This window comes from Rhodococcus sp. AQ5-07, from assembly GCF_009707305.1.
In the GTDB taxonomy this organism is placed as follows: domain Bacteria; phylum Actinomycetota; class Actinomycetes; order Mycobacteriales; family Mycobacteriaceae; genus Rhodococcus_F; species Rhodococcus_F erythropolis.
On the sequence record NZ_CP046099.1, the window covers coordinates 4295886 to 4312808 of the forward strand.

General features: G+C 62.1%; 13 protein-coding genes. 4 read left to right on the forward strand and 9 right to left on the reverse strand.

Going from position 1 to position 16923, the window contains the following annotated elements:
* Positions 1–23: 23 nt before the first annotated feature.
* Positions 24–470 carry a cupredoxin domain-containing protein gene (locus GJB56_RS20090; RefSeq protein ID WP_080910340.1) on the reverse strand — a complete coding sequence of 149 codons (447 nt, stop codon included), beginning with the start codon at positions 468–470 and terminating at the stop codon, positions 24–26.
* Positions 471–742: 272 nt separating this feature from the next.
* On the opposite strand from GJB56_RS20090, the gene GJB56_RS20095 reads away from it, so the two are divergent.
* Positions 743–1105, forward strand: a complete 363-nt coding sequence (locus GJB56_RS20095; RefSeq protein ID WP_029537164.1) for a hypothetical protein — start codon at positions 743–745, stop codon at positions 1103–1105.
* Positions 1106–1112: 7 nt separating this feature from the next.
* Positions 1113–2252, forward strand: a complete 1140-nt coding sequence (locus GJB56_RS20100; protein ID WP_021345861.1) for a cation:proton antiporter — start codon at positions 1113–1115, stop codon at positions 2250–2252.
* On the opposite strand, the gene GJB56_RS20105 is transcribed toward GJB56_RS20100, so the two are convergent.
* Positions 2236–2997 carry a DUF2127 domain-containing protein gene (locus tag GJB56_RS20105; RefSeq protein ID WP_031333849.1) on the reverse strand — a complete coding sequence of 254 codons (762 nt, stop codon included), beginning with the start codon at positions 2995–2997 and terminating at the stop codon, positions 2236–2238. The two genes, GJB56_RS20100 and GJB56_RS20105, sit on opposite strands and share 17 nt — an antisense overlap.
* A 75-nt stretch (positions 2998–3072) precedes the next feature.
* Here GJB56_RS20105 and GJB56_RS20110 point away from each other — a divergent pair, with 75 nt between their 5' ends.
* On the forward strand, positions 3073–3879 hold the full coding sequence (locus tag GJB56_RS20110; protein ID WP_019745770.1) for an alpha/beta fold hydrolase: 807 nt from the start codon (positions 3073–3075) through the stop codon (positions 3877–3879).
* A gap of 287 nt (positions 3880–4166) precedes the next feature.
* Positions 4167–5291 carry a GGDEF domain-containing protein gene (locus GJB56_RS20115; RefSeq protein WP_230091026.1) on the forward strand — a complete coding sequence of 375 codons (1125 nt, stop codon included), beginning with the start codon at positions 4167–4169 and terminating at the stop codon, positions 5289–5291.
* A 1-nt stretch (position 5292) separates the two neighbouring features.
* Here GJB56_RS20115 and GJB56_RS20120 read toward each other — a convergent pair whose 3' ends face one another.
* The 7 genes from GJB56_RS20120 to GJB56_RS20155 all read right to left on the reverse strand — a co-directional run bounded on the left by GJB56_RS20120 (position 5293) and on the right by GJB56_RS20155 (position 16807).
* A complete protein-coding gene (locus tag GJB56_RS20120) occupies positions 5293–7620 on the reverse strand; it encodes a putative bifunctional diguanylate cyclase/phosphodiesterase (protein WP_113682723.1) in 2328 nt (775 codons plus the stop codon).
* A 237-nt stretch (positions 7621–7857) separates the two neighbouring features.
* The gene (locus GJB56_RS20125; RefSeq protein ID WP_029256518.1) at positions 7858–9480 is read right to left on the reverse strand and encodes an MFS transporter; all 1623 of its coding nucleotides are present in this window, start codon (positions 9478–9480) and stop codon (positions 7858–7860) included.
* Positions 9481–9572: 92 nt separating this feature from the next.
* Positions 9573–10736, reverse strand: a complete 1164-nt coding sequence (locus tag GJB56_RS20130; protein WP_019745778.1) for a VWA domain-containing protein — start codon at positions 10734–10736, stop codon at positions 9573–9575.
* Entirely contained in the window at positions 10733–12919 is a 2187-nt protein-coding gene (locus tag GJB56_RS20135; RefSeq protein WP_021345870.1) for a DUF5682 family protein, read from the reverse strand. Before GJB56_RS20135 ends, GJB56_RS20130 begins: the two co-directional genes overlap by 4 nt.
* Positions 12916–14031: an ATP-binding protein gene (locus GJB56_RS20145; RefSeq protein ID WP_020909497.1), complete on the reverse strand. Its 1116-nt coding sequence runs from the start codon at positions 14029–14031 to the stop codon at positions 12916–12918. Before GJB56_RS20145 ends, GJB56_RS20135 begins: the two co-directional genes overlap by 4 nt.
* Positions 14028–15512, reverse strand: a complete 1485-nt coding sequence (locus GJB56_RS20150; RefSeq protein ID WP_029256522.1) for a DUF5691 domain-containing protein — start codon at positions 15510–15512, stop codon at positions 14028–14030. The genes GJB56_RS20145 and GJB56_RS20150 overlap by 4 nt, the downstream gene beginning before the upstream one ends.
* A complete protein-coding gene (locus GJB56_RS20155; RefSeq protein ID WP_029256523.1) occupies positions 15509–16807 on the reverse strand; it encodes an SWIM zinc finger family protein in 1299 nt (432 codons plus the stop codon). The genes GJB56_RS20150 and GJB56_RS20155 overlap by 4 nt, the downstream gene beginning before the upstream one ends.
* Positions 16808–16923: the final 116 nt, after the last annotated feature.

Sequence of the window (16923 nt, forward strand, 5' to 3'; positions counted from 1 at the left end):
GCTACGCCGGACGGGGACGACCTCTACTTGACCGTCAAGGTGCCGCGCATACTCGGGTGGTAGGTGCAGTGGAACGTGTACGTTCCAGGCTCGTTCGGCACCGTGATGGTTTCCGTCTCACCCGCTTCGATGTCCTCGTTGAACAACCCTGAGGTATCGGACGTGACCGAGTGCTCGACGGTGTCGTTGTTCTGAATGGTCAGTACCTGTCCGGGCATCACCGACTCCGGCGTCGAATATCCGAAACCGCTGATCACGATTCCCATCGACGACGCTCCCGGCGTCGACATACCCAGAGGCATACTCGGCATCGACATACTGGTCGGCATGCTGGTCATCGCCATGCTGGTCATCGCCATGCCGTCGTGATCGGCCGAATCGTTGTCCGACGAATCGTTGTTGTCACTGCACGCGGTCAGTGCGAACACCGCCAGGATCAGCGCTGCGAGCACTGCGAGAATCCGCTTCATTGCTTCGCCTCCTGCTCGTTCCCCCGCAGTCTGCTGATTACCCGCCGCCTAGGGGGCCAAACAGCTCCGATGTGGTGCCTGCGGCGCTGATAGTGCACGATTTCTGCACCAGCTCCACTCGCGGACCGACACTGAAGGAAACAGCACAGATGGCCAAGAGCAAAACGTCGAAGGCAGCCCAGCCGAAGGCTCCCAAGACAGCCCAGCCGAAGGCTCCCAAGACAGCAGAGCCGAAGGTAGCCGAGAAGGCTCCTGCCGTTCTCTGGAAGGACCTGCCGGACGAGCACGACTACCCGGCGGCCCGCGATTACCTCCAGTTGGGCGCGACACCGGTTCAGGTCCAAGCTCTCGTGTACGCCCTCAAGACGGCGACGCTGGTCTCGAAGAAGGCCAAGGACATCCTGCGGGCCGCCGGGCTACCCCTGCTCCCGGTCGACAACCCGCACGTTGCTGCCGACCTGTTGAAGATCCGCAAGGGGATCGCGCTGTCTCCGATCCTGCTGGTGCAGGGAGACTTCCGCGCCGGAGTACCGGCGCAGATCGCCGACGGCTACCACCGTGTCTGTGCGAGCTACCACGTGGACGAGAACACCGGCATCCCTGCAAAGATCGCTCCCTCGACAGTGACGTCGTAGGTCGTCGATGACCTTCGGCATCCTTGCCCTCGTCGCGCTGGCCGGCATTCTCGGCCCGCTGCTCGGCGCTCGCGTCAGCTGGCATGTCCCCGTGGTGGTCGGCGAACTTGCCGCGGGCGTCGTCTTCGGTGTCACAGGTTTCGGGCTGCTCGACTCTTCGGACCAGACTTTCACGTTCCTGGCCGATATCGGGTTCGCGCTCACGATGATGGTGGCCGGCTCACACGTCCCGGTCCGCGATCCGGCAGTTCGTGCGGCAATCGGCAAGGGTGCCGTTCGTTCGGTTGTCGTCGGACTCCTGTCGGTTGTTGCCGGCTACGGTGCGGCGACGGCATTCGGCACCGGTCACGCCGCGCTGTACGCGGTCCTGATCGCGTCGTCGTCCGCGGCGTTGATTCTCCCCATCGTCGATTCGCTGGGGCTCGGTGGAACCTCGGTTCTGCAGATGACTGCCCAGGTCGCGATCGCGGACACCGTCTGCATTGTCGCGCTGCCTCTGGTGATCGATCCGGACAATGCCCCTCGTGCCGGTGTCGGCGCATTGGCGGTGGCGGCGTGTGCGGTTGCCTTGTTCTTCGTACTGCGAGCCTTCCACCGGTCCGGCCATTGGCGCAAGCTCCACAAATTCTCGGAGAAACGAAAGTTTGCACTCGAACTCCGGATCAATCTGGTGATCCTCTTTTCTTTGGCAGCGCTGGCCTCCAGCACTCACGTGTCGATCATGCTCGCGGGCTTCGCCTTCGGACTGGTCCTGGCCGCGATCGGTGAACCCCGCCGCCTCGCCAAACAACTCTTCGCGATCACCGACGGTTTCTTCGCGCCCCTCTTCTTCGTCTGGTTGGGAGCGGCGATCAATCTGCGCGACCTCGTCACCCATCCGTCCGCCATCTGGCTCGGATTGGTCTTGGGCGGAGCAACTCTCGTGGTTCACGCCGCGATACGCGTCCTCGGTCTTCCGCTCCCGCTCGGCGTGCTGTCCGCCGCACAACTGGGAGTACCGGTTGCCGCAGTGACGGTGGGCACTCAATTGGGGGTGATGGGCGACGGTGAACCCGCAGCCATCCTCCTCGCCGCCATGATCACGATCGGGGCAGCAACACTGGCTGGTGCTGCCGCGTCGAAAGCCGGTCTCACGAAGCCTGTTTGACCGCGGCCCGCTCCACCGTCAGCAGGCTCTCCTCCGAATGTTCGGCGTGATACGCCGCGCCGCCGCCGCGGACACCGAATAGCCGCTTGCTCCAGATCAGCCACACGACGGCGGCGACGTTCACCAGCAGCAGCCCGGCCCTCAACCACGTGATCTTCTCGGTCAATTCGTAGATTTCGAGGGGCAGGAACAAGCTGGTCGCCACCACTGCGAAGTACTCGCCCCAGCGTTTGACCATCCACAGCCCGACGGCCTCGATCACTTGCAGGCCGGCGTAGACCAACAGACCGACCGCGATCCAGGTGAGCGTCGTCGCCGACAACGAAAACGCCTGCTCGATGTGATGGACCAGTTTGGAATCGTCGATGTTCCAACCCAGCTGGCGGGCCAATGGTCTGATCAACGGCAATTCGTTCTCGAAGGCGTCCTCGACGCGCCCCTTCGACGATCTGAGTTTGAACACCCCGATCGCGAGAAGAACCAACCCCAGAGCGCGGAACATTCTCTCGGTGGCAAGAAGTCGCATGATCAACCGGTCGCGAAGCAGCCGTCCCCGCGGAACCTCGGGAGCGGCGTCCGCCGGCCCGGACGCTCGCGGCGCTCCCGGGACGAAGTTGCCGCAACGTAGGCACCGCCATGCCTGGCCCACCGCAGTGTCCACATGTAGTCGCCCCCGCAGCTCAGGTTCGTCCGGAGCGTAGGTCTCGTGACCGTGCCAACTGCACGAGCGCAATGCGAAGTCCACGGGTGAACTCTATGCCGCATATGCCCGGTAGCGTGGATACCCGCTGACCGTGCACTTCGAACGATGAGGATTCCGATGACAACCACCAAGATCGAAACCCGGCATGGCGTCATGGCAGTCGACGACAGTGCCACCGATGGTTTCCCGGTTGTCTTCATCCACGGAAACTCGGCCAGCCGCTCCATCTTCCGTCATCAGGTCGACGCCGGCTGGGCGGGCGACTACCGCATGATCACTCTGGACCTGCTCGGCCACGGCGACTCCGAGGACGCGAGCGAACCCGAAGCCGCGTACACGCAGAACGGTTACGCCGACGCCATCGTCGATGTTCTGGCCGAACTCGGCGTCGAACGAGCGGTTGTCGTCGGGTGGTCGCTCGGCGGACACATCGCCCTCGAGTTGATCGCGAAATTCCCCGGGCTCACCGGAGTCGTCATCACCGGTACGCCACCGGCAAATCCCGAGACGCTCGGCGACGCATTCAATGCCGGCGACGGATTGTCCATCGGCGGCACCGAGGTCATCACCGCGCAGGAAGCCGAACTCTACGCACGGATGACCGCCGTTCCCTTCGAGCAGTCAGCCCTCGACGCCGCGATACGCACGGACGGGCGAGCTCGCAAGATCATGTTCGACGCATTCGGCGCGGGCCGCGAATCGGATCAGAAGGCCCTGGTTGCAACGGCGTCTGTGCCACTCGCGGTGATCGACGGCGCCGAGGACCCGTTCGTGAACACCTCGTATGTCGCGTCGTTGACCTTCGCGAATCTCTGGGAGGGCACCTACCACGTGATTCCCGGTGTCGGGCACGCAGCGTTCTGGGAAGCACCCGAGATCTACAACCCTCTGTTGCAGCGGTTCCTCGCCAGTTTCGCGAAGTAACTGGAATTCTGAAATCCGGCTATCCGTCCCAACGAAATTTCGCCCACTCTGGGTCGCACTGGGTGTCATCCTCGTCGCCGAGTGCATGAAAAGGTCTTGTACTCGAAAAGTCGGATAGCTCGGGACTATCTCGACCAACAAGCAAAACAGTGCCGACAACGCTCGAAACAAGCATCGAGTAAGCGCTCGACTCGGTAAGAGAACCTCTTCCCCGAAAAAAATCGAGCCGGTGGAACCGGTCGAACACAGATTTTCTCTTTACCTAAATTCAAGGCAAAATAGACAGCATGCCGAGCACTGTCATCGCCTCCGAAGGGCACAGTTCTTGGCAAACACTTCACGAATGGTTCAACGAACCACACGACTACGAGTGGATAAAGCACCAGAGATCCGGCCGAACAATCATTCCGATCTTCCGAACCTTGCTCGGAATGATGACGATCATCTTCGGACTCTCCGCGTTCTACAAATTGATCGGCCCGGATACGCCGCCGACCACTCTCGGCAAAGCTCTTTCGATTTTCATGATCTGCACGTGTGTGGGAATCGCCGCGTGCTGGTTCACACAACCATTTCCCGGACGCCGGGGGTTGCTTGCATTCGGGATATTCGCAGATCTCGGGATCGCGGCCGCAGTCCTTCTGGTGCCGGATCGCTCGTCCGCGACGTTCGGTTGCACCGTCTTCGCAGTCACCGGAACCTTTGCGACTCTTTTTGTCAGCGCAAGGTGGCTTGTCGCTCATGTCGTTTGGTCGACGACCATCACGACTACCGTTTTTGTTCTTGCCTATCTAGAAGGCGACGTCGATATCACGACGCTTCTGGCCCGTGGCACCGTTCTTTTCGGAGCTGTCACACTCGTTCCCATTTTTGCGCACCTGACCTGGCGCACTCTCTACCGCGATGCCCAGTATTCGGACCGGGATCCCCTCACTGGCCTGTTCAACCGTCGGGGACTGGAGGGGGCAGTCGGCGATCTCTTCGAGAGCACCCGAGACGATTCTTCGTCTCTCGCTTTCGTCGTCGTCGATATCGACAAATTCAAGACGGTGAATGATCTTCACGGTCATGCCGAAGGCGATCATGTCATCAGAAGAACCGCGAACCGATTGAGCACACATCTCGGCGAACACGGAATCATCGCTCGTACGGGCGGAGAAGAATATCTGGCTGTCATTGCCGGTGATCCCGAATCGACAATCCTGTTGATCGAAGGGATAAACGCGGCGCTGTCGGATTGTTCCGACGCGATCCCCACAACGGTGAGCGTCGGAGCTGTGATGATGACCGCCGAATCGAAGGCGTGGAGCGGCGGTGCTTCCGCAATCCTGGCGGCGACAAACGTCGCGGATTCGATGATGTATCAAGCGAAAGCGGCAGGCGGTAATACGATCCGCTCGGCTCAGATCTGATTCACAGCCACGTAAGTGGGTGGACGCTGCGCCCGGTTTCCGTGTCCGTGGCGGCAAGATACACATCGACGCGCTCAGCGGTCAGAGCCTTGCTGATGTGATAGCCCTGGACCAGGTCACACCCGACCCACTGAACGCGGCGGAACTGCTCGATGGTCTCGACGCCCTCGGCCAACGATTTCATACCGAGGGCCGCGGCCAATTCGACAATGGACTTCACCACGGACATCTTCGGATCGTCCGAGTCGGTGACCAGCATGCGATCGATCTTGAGAACGTCGATTGGAAGTCTCTGGAGCGTGGCGAAGGAAGAATAGCCGGTGCCGAAATCGTCGAGCGCGACGGTAACCCCGAGCTCACGCAGCTTGTAGAGATCCCGGATCGCGCGATCGTCCACAACACCTGTCTCGGTGATTTCGAGCTGCAGCAGATGCGGAGCCAAGCCCGAATCCGTCAGAGCTTTCTTCACCATCGCACCGAACTCTCGCGACACCAACTGCACTGGTGAAACGTTGACCGAGACGCCGATTCCGGTCGGCCACCCCGCAGCAGCCGCGGTCGCCATCGCCATTGCCTGCGCGCCGAGGGGAATGATCATTCCGGTTTCCTCCGCCACCGAGATGAACTGGCTGGGCCCGATGAGGCCGCGGCTGGGATGGTTCCACCGTAGAAGAGCCTCGAAGGCCACCACTTCACCGGTCTGAGTATCGACTTGAGGCTGATAGTGGAGATCGAACTGCCCTTCCTCGATCCCTCTGTCCAGCTCGTGGAGCGCAGTCGCCCGCGCCGATGCCCTCGCCCGCAGCAGCGGCGAGAACTTGCCTACTCGATTGCGCCCCGTCGACTTCGCTTCGTATAGAGCCAGATCCGCCAGCATCACCAATCCGTCGGCGTCTGTTGAATCCTCGGGCGCGCTGGAGTAACCGATCGTGGCCCGCACTTCTATTCGATTGCCTTCGACGAAGAATGGTTCGTGCAGCACTTCCAGGTACCGATCGAAGATCACTCCGGGATCGTCGCGCGACGACGTGCAGACGATCAGCCCGAATTCGTCGCCGCCCATCCGCGAGCACATGTCCGAACCTACGACCTTGCGCAGGCGTGTCGTGACTTCGAGAAGTAATTGGTCCCCGATCGGATGTCCAAGGGTGTCGTTGACCGATTTGAAATTGTCGAGGTCGAGAATCCCGACGAGAACCTGCTTGTCCGGCGCCCGAGAATTGATCGCTTCCTCGAGCGCCACACCGAACGCACGACGGTTCGGCAACCCGGTCAACGAGTCGGTGGCCGCAAGGCGAAGGATCTCTTGCTCGTGGACATACCTCTCCGTGATGTCGGAACCGACACCGCGCCAACCCAGAATCACGCCGGATTCGAGGACCCGTGGATTACCGGAAAGAGACCACCAGCGTCGCCTACCGTCGACATGCACCGGCACGACGGTGTCCCGGAAGGGGGCACTCGATTCGAGTTTGTCGATCATCTGGGCCGCGGCCGCACGCCCCTCCGGACTCGACGCGATCTGGAGTCTGGTGAGGAGTTGCCCGAAGGTGAGTTGCTGCAACTCGTCCACCGTCATACCTGCGACCTCGGCGAGACGTGCCGAGGTGTGGGAGAACCGGCCGTTGGTGTCGCACTCCCACAGCCAGTCGCGGGAACCGCCCTCGAAACCGTCGAGCAACAACGCCACAGTCTGACGCTCGGATTCCGCCTGAAACTCTGCGAGACAACGTCTCTGGAACGAGGCCGACAGATAGACCGCCCCTACGGTGAGCGCAAACATGTAGATGCACAACTGAATCGCAAGTACGCGAAAGTGGGGTTCGGCGTGGACGATGAGAACAGTGAAGACGCCGAGGCCGTGAATGTAGATCCAGGTCAGGCTCACCGATCTCAGACTGGAGAACGTCACGGTCCCGGCGCCCATGATTCCTGCCATCGTCGCGATCAGAACCAAGTCGCGGGAGACGTCCATGTCGTGAAAGAGCAGGGCAAAAAGTGCGACGTCTAGGGTCGCGACAACGATCACTTCGACGAGCAGACCCACGTAGTCGTAGCGCGGTGTGTGCTTCGACGGTCGCCAGCGAAGCGGTATCCATACTCGAATCGAATTCGCGAGGACAAGAAAGATGAGGGCGCCGCCCAACCACCTGAGCGTCTGACGTCCAGGCGGGACGGTGTAGGTCAGAATCACGACCAAACTCGCCATGTACGCAAGATTGGCGAACGGCGCGACGGCCGCAGCCTCGTCGATCTGACGGCGAAACAGGCTGTTGCAGTCGGTCTCCGAAGCAGGATCATGCCGACTCAATCGACTCAGACGGTTCATCAGTGAGGCATCCCGACACCAGCGCAGGCGCCATCAGCGGGCGTCGAATCCGCTCGCCTGGCCATCCGAACCTCCCCTGGCTCCCCACCGAACCCTTATCCGGTGAAACGTCAGTGTTTCAGACTCGCTGCTTGTTTCCTTCACAACGGTAGCCATCTGACGAATCGATTGTGCGCAGATCACTATATCCAGAGGTCGTTCCGTCGATCTTCCAGGTCGATCCCCGATTGCTGATTCTTAGCTCGAACCACGTTTGTCGCCGACCGCGACGCGGGGGATTCGAGCGGTCGGGAACAACGCGGCGATTGCGAGCAGCGCTGCCACGGCAAAAGCGACACGCAACGCGTCCAGCCTGGCTTCTTCGTTCACGTCCACGATCGCATCCGCCGTGGACTCGGCGACGCCGGCGTCATTGAGAGCGGATCGGAGTTGCGTCGTCGACAGGAACGGCACGCCCGAGGCCATGTCGGTGCTCGCTTGCTGCTGCACCGATGTCGGAACCGCCGGATTGTCTTCGATTCCGGCGATCGCCGACGTCGTGAGTGTGGCAATGAGAACCGATCCGATCAGGGCAGTTCCCAAGGAAGCGCCGAGGTTGGTGGCGGTGTTCTGCAACCCGCCGACCTCGGTACTGCGCTCGTCCGGGACCGAGGACACCGTGACGGCTCCGAGCTGCGAAGACAGGCACCCCAAGCCGAAACCCATGAACAGCATGGGAATCATCACGATCGCCGCATTGGCGCCGGGGTCCATGCCTGCCACGAGCATCAGAATGCCGACGACCATGACCAACAATCCGACTCGGACCACGCGTCGCGGGTTCGCGGTAGGCCGTAGCTTCGGAATACCGATCGCCGCCACGACGAGCGCCGCCGACAACGGCAGGATGCGAATTCCGGTCTCGAGAGCGCTGAGCTCCAGAACTACGGACAAGAACAAAGGAACCGCGAAGAACACGCCCGCCTGCACCAGAAACTGCGCGAAGAACATCGACAGCCCGCCACTGAGTTCGCGGTTTCGGAGCATCGCCGGATCGAGCAGAGGCTCCTTCCCCGCAGCGGCCAGGCGACCCTCCCATCGCAGGAATCCGTAAACGACAAGGAGCCCGACGATCAGCAGCCACACCACCGGAGACAACCCCACCAGTTGCGGCCCGCCAGGTTTGGCCTGTACCCAACCCCACTCGCTCGAACGCAGAACACCGAAGACGATCATTCCCAGTCCCACCACGGACAGGATCGAACCGAAGTAGTCGAGGCGGGACTTCGACGGTGGGACGTCGACCACCTTGCTGAGCACCAGCAAGATCAGGACAACGATCACGACTTCACCGACGAACACGTAACGCCACGACGCAAATGTCGTCGCCGCGCCGCCGATCAGCGGCCCCACTGCCACGGCTATCGCGCCTGCTGCAGCGACGAGGCCGTAGGCCGCCGGACGCTTCTCCGCCGGGAAGTTGGTGGCGACGAGCGCAACGATCGCGGGCATGATGAGCGCCGCGCCGACGCCTTCGAGGAACGACCAACCGATCAACAGGACCACGAGATTCGGAGCGAGCGCAGTCGTCAGAGAACCAGCGCCGTAGATGACCAAGCCGAGTGCGAAGGCTCGGCGACGGCCCATCATCGAACCGACTTTGCTACCCGTGATCATCAGAGTCGCCATGACCAGGGTGTACAGCGTGATCGCGGTTTGAATGCCGGTGATGCTCGTGCCGACGTCCTCGGCGACGGTCGCCATCGAAACATTCATGACCGAGCTGTCCAGGGTCATCAGGAACTGGCTGCTCGCCAACACCGTGAGAACCAGCCCCGAACCCGCCTGCGTAGTCGAACCAGCAACCTGTCCGTCACCCATCGTGCGGGTGTACCCGGTGCTCAGGTCTTCGAAGCAGACCGGTCAGTGCTGTTTGAGGCTGTTCGAGGCTGTTTGAGTCAGTGCCGTTCGAGTCAGCGCTGTTCGAGTGCGAGTTGATCCGCCCAGGCCGACACGTCGCCGCGTTCCAGAGCGACCGCGAGCAGTTCCGGAAACTTGTCCGGCGTGCACGCAAACGCGGGAATCCCGAGGGCACTCAGCGCCGCTGCATTGTCGTGATCGAACGATGGAGCGCCGTCGTCCGAGAGCGCCAGCAGAACCACAACCTGAACGCCGGCATTCTTCATGGCCGCCATGCGCCGCAGCATCTCGTTCCGAATACCGCCCTCGTAGAGGTCCGAGATCAGAACAAACATCGACTCGGCAGGACGCGAGATCAGCGACTGGCTGTACGCGATTGCGCGGTTGATGTCCGTGCCCCCACCAAGTTGGGTCCCGAACAGGACGTCGACGGGGTCGGACAGTTTGTCCGTCAGATCGACGACGGCGGTGTCGAAAACCACGAGCGAAGTCTTCAGCGCTTGCATCGACGCCAACACCGCGCCGAACACGGACGCGTAGACGACGCTGGACGCCATCGAACCCGATTGGTCGATCGCCAGGACCACGTCGCGCTGCACAGATTTCGACTTGCGGCCGTATCCGACGAGCCGCTCGGGGACGACGGTTCGATACTCCGGCAGGTAGTGCGACAGATTTGCTCGGATGGTTCGGTCCCAGTCGATGTCACGCAACTTCGGATTCGACGTTCTGGCCGAACGATTGAGTGCCCCGGTCACCGCGGCCTTCGTTTTCTGCGCGATTCGCTCTTCGACTTCCTGAACCACCTTGCCGACGACCATTCGAGCAGTGGCCTTGCTGGCCTCCGGCATGACCTGGTTGAGGCTCAGCAGCGTCCCGACCAGATGTACATCTGGCTCGACGGCATCGAGCAGCTCCGGTTCGAGCAGCAACTGCGCCAAACCCAGTCGGTCGATTGCGTCCTTCTGCATCACCTGCACCACCGTGCTGGGAAAGTACGTCCGGATATCGCCGAGCCATCTGGCGACGGACGGCGCCGACGCCCCCAATCCGGCTGAGCGGCGGCGCCCCTTGGTCGGGCCGGACGAGTCGTAGAGCGCTGCGAGAGCTGCATCCATTCGACTGTCGCCCGGTTGGCCCAGCCCTCCCGTCGATTCTTCGGCGGATTCCCCGAGCATCAATCTCCAGCGCCGAAGGCGCTGATCGTCGTCGCTCATACGCGCGCTCCCAGTATCTCGGCAACGACCGCCATTGCCGCTCGGCCGCGTCGAGTATCGGTCTCCACTGTCGTCTCGACGCGTCGTCCACCTCTGACCGCCTGACCGATCGCTCGACGCTCCCCTGCCTCGAAGGCTCCGAACGTGCGTCGAAGCAACGGAAGCGTGTCGATGAAGTCCTGCTCACGAAGTTGGCGGACCCACGTGTCGATCAGCGTGAGCAACGCTCGATCGTGAACGAGCACAAGCCCTCCGCCGCCGAGAAACCCGTCGACCCACCCGGCTTTGGCGGTCGGCGCGCTGCCCACGGACAGGGCCCGAGACAAGCGCTGGGCTGCAGCGGTTTCCGTGATCGAACCGCTGTCGCGCAGTAGCCGCACCATCCGTCCGACGAGTAAACCGTTGACGTCGTCACGGTCGATCACGCCGGCCATCGCCTGCAGCCACCGTGCGCTCGCATCGCGATCGTCACGGACCATGACTGCCGAGTGAACCTTGTCGAGGTGATCGCGAAACTCCTCGGCGCTGGGATCGTCCAGTCCTGTGACGGCGACTGCGAGGCCGGTGCAGATCCGGATCAACAAGCTGTCGGCGACGTCGATCAACGCCGTCACATCGGTTCCGCGCACATCGCCGTATCGCAGCGTTCGGGTCAGCGTCGGTAGCGCCGCCATCAGATGTGACACGTCATGGTCTAGTGCCGCAACTGTTTTCACACTCTCCAAAACCGCAGACAAAGCTGCCGGGAGGTTTGCGAGCAGTGAGTTCTCCAGTAGTCCGATCAGTGACGCGAGAGTGATGTCCGGCTCGTTGATCTTCGAGACGACACGTGATGCCGCCGCTGCGGCCACCGTCGTACCCCACAGCGACGCCTCGATCACCGAGACCGAGAATTCGGGCTTCCATTGCAGCGCCCAAGTCTCTCGGAAAGTTCCGGTGGAACGGACCTCACTGTCGGCCGGGGTTCCCCAATCGATCTCGAGGATCCCCAGTCGGTGCAGGAACTGGGAACGCTCGACGTCGATATCGCGTCGCAGGTCCAGATCGAGATTCTTGGCTCCCGCTTGTTGTTTGAGCCGCAAAGTCTTCGAACGTGCTCGCAGGTCTGCTTCGAGCGGAACCGTCGGAGTTTCTTCGGGCACCGCGCCCAGGGCTTCGCCCACAACGAGTCTTCGTGTGATCAGATCCAGAAGAACGTCGTTTCCGTCGCACATTACCGACCTCGTAGCCTCGGTAACTTCCGACAATCCGGCCAGCGGGCGAGAACGCAGTGCAGCCAACGTATCTGCCAATCGGACAGCTTCGATGACGTGAGCACTCGAGATCGGAAGGTCCTCGTCCCTGAGCACCCTCGCAACTTTGGTGAGCCACCGCGTGATCGTCTTGTCGTTCGCGGTGAACAGATGGTGATACCAGCCCGGCGAGGTAATTCCGGCTCCGTAACCCGATGCCGACGCCAGGCGTGAATGTGTCCAGGGAACCCAGGTCAGCGAGGTCTTGACCTTGGACATCCCCTTGAGAATGCGGGCGTCGGGTGCCGCAGGCCCCAAGGCTCCGACCAACGCCGGCGCGTGCCAGGCACCGCAGACGACCGCTACCCGCTCGGCGCCATCCTTCAACGTCTTTCGCAGCACCTGCCGCATATATGCTTCGCGATGCGCTGTCTCCTCGTCGATCGGCACCGTCTCACGCAGCGCCTCCATCGCCTCGGTGATCGCATCGAAAGAATCTGCGCCCGAACTTGATTCGATCACCGAATCCCACCAGCGTTCGGTGTCGTCGAAACCCGCGGCCGCGGCCAGTTCAGACAGAGGATCGCCCTCGCGGACAGTACGAATCCCCTGATCCGCCAACACGTTGAACGCGGGCAGATCGCAGAACCTTGCCTGCACACCGTTCTTCGCAGCCCACTGCAGCGCTTGCCATTCAGGTGAGAACACCGCAAACGGCCAGAATGCCGCCTTCGACGGTTCGCCAGTGGCGTACGCGAGCAACGCAATCGGCGGTTCCATCGACTCCGATGCCGCCAGCATCACCAACGGGTCTGCATCCGAAGGACCTTCGATCAGGACCACGTCGGGGGAAAACTCGTCCAGGCCCTGCCGAACCGAACGAGCAGATCCCGGGCCGTGGTGACGGATACCGAAGACCCGGACACGCAGGTCCGGAATCACGATGGTCACCCGGTGACCTCGCGGCACGCCCGGTAGAAGTCGGACCACTCGCCGCGTTCACGCACTACTGCCTCGAGGTACTCGTTCCACACAACCTTGTCTGCGACCGGATCCTTGATCACCGAACCCAGGATTCCGGCAGCGACGTCGGATGCCCGCAGTACGCCGTCCCCGAAATGCGCAGACAACGCCAAACCGTTGGTGACCACCGAGATCGCCTCCGCCGTCGACAGAGTTCCGGACGGGGACTTCAACTTGGTGCGGCCGTCGGTGGTCGTGCCTGATCGCAGTTCCCGGAACACGGTGACGACCCGGCGAATTTCCTCGGCTGCTGCGGGGGTTGTCGGCAATTCCAGTGCTGCGCCCAACTGTTCGACTCGGCGTGCCACGATAGCCACCTCGTCCTCCTCGCTGGCCGGCAACGGGAGAACAACTGTGTTGAACCGTCGACGTAGTGCGGACGACAGATCGTTGACACCGCGATCGCGATCGTTGGCGGTAGCGATCAGATTGAAGCCCTTGGCTGCCTGCACCTCGATGCCCAGTTCCGGCACCGGCAACGTCTTCTCGGAGAGAATGGTGATGAGGGCGTCCTGCACGTCGGCCGGAATACGCGTCAACTCTTCGACGCGGGCGATCTTCCCGGTTTCCATCGCGGTCATCACAGGTGACGGCACCAGCGCACCGGCGGTCGGCCCCTCCGAGAGAAGGCGTGCGTAGTTCCAGCCGTAGCGGATAGCTTCCTCGGGCGTACCCGACGTGCCTTGAACCAGGAGCGTCGACGCACCCGAGATTGCAGCCGAAAGGTGTTCGGAGACCCAGGTCTTGGCTGTACCCGGCACGCCCAACAGCAGTAGCGCCCGGTCGGTGGCAAGGGTTGCGACGGCCACTTCCATCAACCGCCGTGGACCGACGTACTTCGGTGAAATGACCGTTCCGTCGTCGAGAGTGCCACCCAACAGATACGTAACCACGGCCCAGGGCGACAAGTTCCACGACGGTGGACGCGGGCGGGTGTCCTGCGCGGCCAGTGCTTCGAGTTCGAGTGCGTACTCCTGCTCCGCGTGGGGCCGCATCAGCTTTGCCGGTTCTGTGGTGGGCACGGTTACGCTGTCAGTCATGTGAGCTCCTCGAGCAGGGTCTTGCGGTGGGTGATGGCGCTGGCAGTTCTGGCGAAGGTCTGACGCCAGTCCGGGTCACGTGCACGCTCCGCAGCCCGATCGAGCAAAGTTACTGCGCTGTAGGGAAATCGACTCTCGGCTAGGCGTAGCGATGCGCTGTATTTGTAGCGCGAGAATTCGCCGGCCTTGGCGCCCCCATCGGCACGTCTGGCCGCAACTCGTTCCCACTGGGCCACGACTGCCCGGGTGATGTCGTCTGGCCATGGACCTGGCAGAGCGTCGTAGATCGCTGCCCGGCCCGGGTGCAGAACATTGGCGTCGCCGTTTCCAGACCTCAACAGGTCAGCCAACGCCTTGGCCGGCACCAACGGGAGTAGGCGTCGATCGGTGGCCGTGCCGCGTATGCGAAAGAGTTCCAGCGCCCATTCCGCATTGTTCTGCGCGACTGCAGCGGTGGACCAAGCGTCGTGAAGGATCGGCTCCCAGCCTTCGTCAACGCTCATCCCCATGACCTTGCCGGGTTCACCGATCATGTTGTTCCACAGAGACAACGGTGCAGAACTGATCGCCTGACGCACATACTCGGCACGATAGTCGGTGTGTGGATTCGGCCGATCTTCGATGCCGTCTCGCCTCGACGCCGCATCGACTTCCTCAGGCGGCAGGATGACCAACGTGGATCGAAGCAGTTTCCGCTCCACCCGCGCCCATTTCTGAACCCGCGCAGCCATTCGCTCCCCGAACTCCGATTCGGGAATACGTCCGAGCACCTCCGCTGCTGCGCGTCGCACGTCCTTGCGACGGTCGTCGAGGGCTTCCTCCAACAATGGTTGATCGTCGGCGCTCGATCCGATTGCCAGAGTCGAGACAAATGCAGCCTTCTGTTCGCCCCGCTCGGTGCCCCACGATTTTCTGAGTTCGGCCAGTGCCAGCGCGGGATCTGTTCGGCGAGTGTCTATCAGCCACTGCGTGCGCTGGGACGAACTTCCGTGACGCCAGACATCCGGATTTGCATCCCTGGTTCGGACGAGCTTGCTCCACTCGGGGTTTTGCGCGGCTAGCCATCGGCCACGCTCGCCGACGATCTGCAGGATGCTCTCCCGGTGAGCTTCGCTCGCACGTGCAAAGGAAAGCAACTCGGCGACCAGATGATCAGGCGCACGGTAGTTGCGCTCCAACGCGACTGCGAACCACTCGTCGAGCAAGGTCGCTTTGGCCGCGAGCATCGACAGCAGGTGCGCCGATGAGGATTCCGGCAGCGTGAATCGCACATCGTCTGGAGCAGGTGTCGGCACGGCCGCCGTGGTGGAGCCCGCACCGCCACGGCGGTACGCCCTCTCCAACGCTGCTGCTGCGAGAAGCATCTCGGCAGGATCGCCGTCGAGTTCGCGGGCGTGGCCCCGCACTTCGGCCGGCAGCTCCTCGAATGTTGTTGAGGTTCTGGCAGTCCCGAGAAGAGCAGCCGAGATCAAAGTGCTCACAGCACGATCACCTGCCCTCCCGTGAAAACCGAGATCGGAGCAAGAGCCAGCGCATTCCACGTTCCGCAGACCGTGACCGGGTAACCGCCGGAAATACCGAGCAACTTCCACAGAAGATCCGAATCACCTTCTGCCCGAAGCGCTGTGCCTGATTCGTCGACGAGAAACCAGGAACCGTCGACGAACGACGGGACCACCGAACTGATCACTGCCGGCCACGAGCGCAACCAGGGATCTGCGGCGAGGGCATCGGTAAACTGCTGCAACGCAGCGTCGATGCTTCCGAACGGCATGGTTGTGAAGGGCTCCGGTTCACCGTGCGTTGCCCCCATCCGCGCCCGCAATGCCGCGGCACCGGGATAGAAATGAACATCGGCATTGAGCAGAAACCCGACTGGCGGCGTTTCGGTGGCAAAGTTGGGTGACCCGTGGGAGAAGTCGAGCAGCATGGCCCACCGTTTCGAATTCCTGCCGAGCATCCACACGGTTCGGGTGAACAGTCGCTTCTCCTCGGTGATCCCGGAACCGAGAATCATCCAGTTCTCTTTCACCGGAATCGATTCCATCACACTCTCGGTTGAGACGGGATAGCCGACGTGCGCTTTCACCGAATGGGCAAGATCTTCCGGCAACTCGGACAGCTTCTGATGCGCAGCGACCAGCAGGTGCAACCGAGCCAACTCGTCGAGGACCTTCTCGGGCCAGTTCTCCGTAGACGCAACGATTCCCGCCAATGCTCGAAGCGTGCCTGCAATACCGGGCGCCTGAGCATCCACCATTCGAGCGGCTACCGCGTCGAAGCCCGCCCAGGATGTGTCCATCGCTGCCAGACCACTGCGGATCTGATCGGTGATCCACAGGTCCAATTCGACGAGCCCGCCCGCAACGCGGTCGGCGCGCTTCTGCGCTGTCGCCGGGTCGGGAGACTTCTTGGGCGCCTCGTCGCCGCTTTCGCCGGTGTTCTCGGCCTTCTCCTCGCGGCGCGACAACCACTCTGCCGCGAAGTCGGCCGGCTCGTCCGTCGACGGCACACGCCCTTCCGACCATTCCACCAGCAGCCCCAGAGCATGTTTGCACGGAAACTTTCGACTGGGGCACGAGCACTTGTATGCAGGGCCCCGCAGGTCAACCACTGCTTGATACGGCTTCGAGCCGCTGCCCTGACACAGCCCCCAGAGCGCGAGACCGCTACTTCCGGCATGGCTCCACGAACCAGCCAACTTGCGCGCAGCGGCCAGCGATGCGGCGTCGGGAGCTACCGACGCCACCTGCCCAGCTGTCCACGGCGAAGTCACTCGACCACAGTATGACAACCCGCTGACATCGCAGAGTCAGGCCGATTCTTTAGTGAATTAGCTCTTGACTCGAACACATATTCGAATATGGTTTGAGGTGGGGACCGGGGGATTCA

Excerpts from the sequence above, each read along its gene's own strand:
- GJB56_RS20115 (WP_230091026.1), top strand. The coding sequence starts at position 4,167 with ATGCCGAGCACTGTCATCGCCTCCGAAGGGCACAGTTCTTGGCAAACA.
- GJB56_RS20090 (WP_080910340.1), bottom strand. The coding sequence starts at position 470 with ATGAAGCGGATTCTCGCAGTGCTCGCAGCGCTGATCCTGGCGGTGTTC.
- GJB56_RS20145 (WP_020909497.1), bottom strand. The coding sequence starts at position 14,031 with ATGACTGACAGCGTAACCGTGCCCACCACAGAACCGGCAAAGCTGATG.
- GJB56_RS20120 (WP_113682723.1), bottom strand. The coding sequence starts at position 7,620 with ATGAACCGTCTGAGTCGATTGAGTCGGCATGATCCTGCTTCGGAGACC.
- GJB56_RS20100 (WP_021345861.1), top strand. The coding sequence starts at position 1,113 with ATGACCTTCGGCATCCTTGCCCTCGTCGCGCTGGCCGGCATTCTCGGC.
- GJB56_RS20110 (WP_019745770.1), top strand. The coding sequence starts at position 3,073 with ATGACAACCACCAAGATCGAAACCCGGCATGGCGTCATGGCAGTCGAC.
- GJB56_RS20130 (WP_019745778.1), bottom strand. The coding sequence starts at position 10,736 with ATGAGCGACGACGATCAGCGCCTTCGGCGCTGGAGATTGATGCTCGGG.
- GJB56_RS20125 (WP_029256518.1), bottom strand. The coding sequence starts at position 9,480 with ATGGGTGACGGACAGGTTGCTGGTTCGACTACGCAGGCGGGTTCGGGG.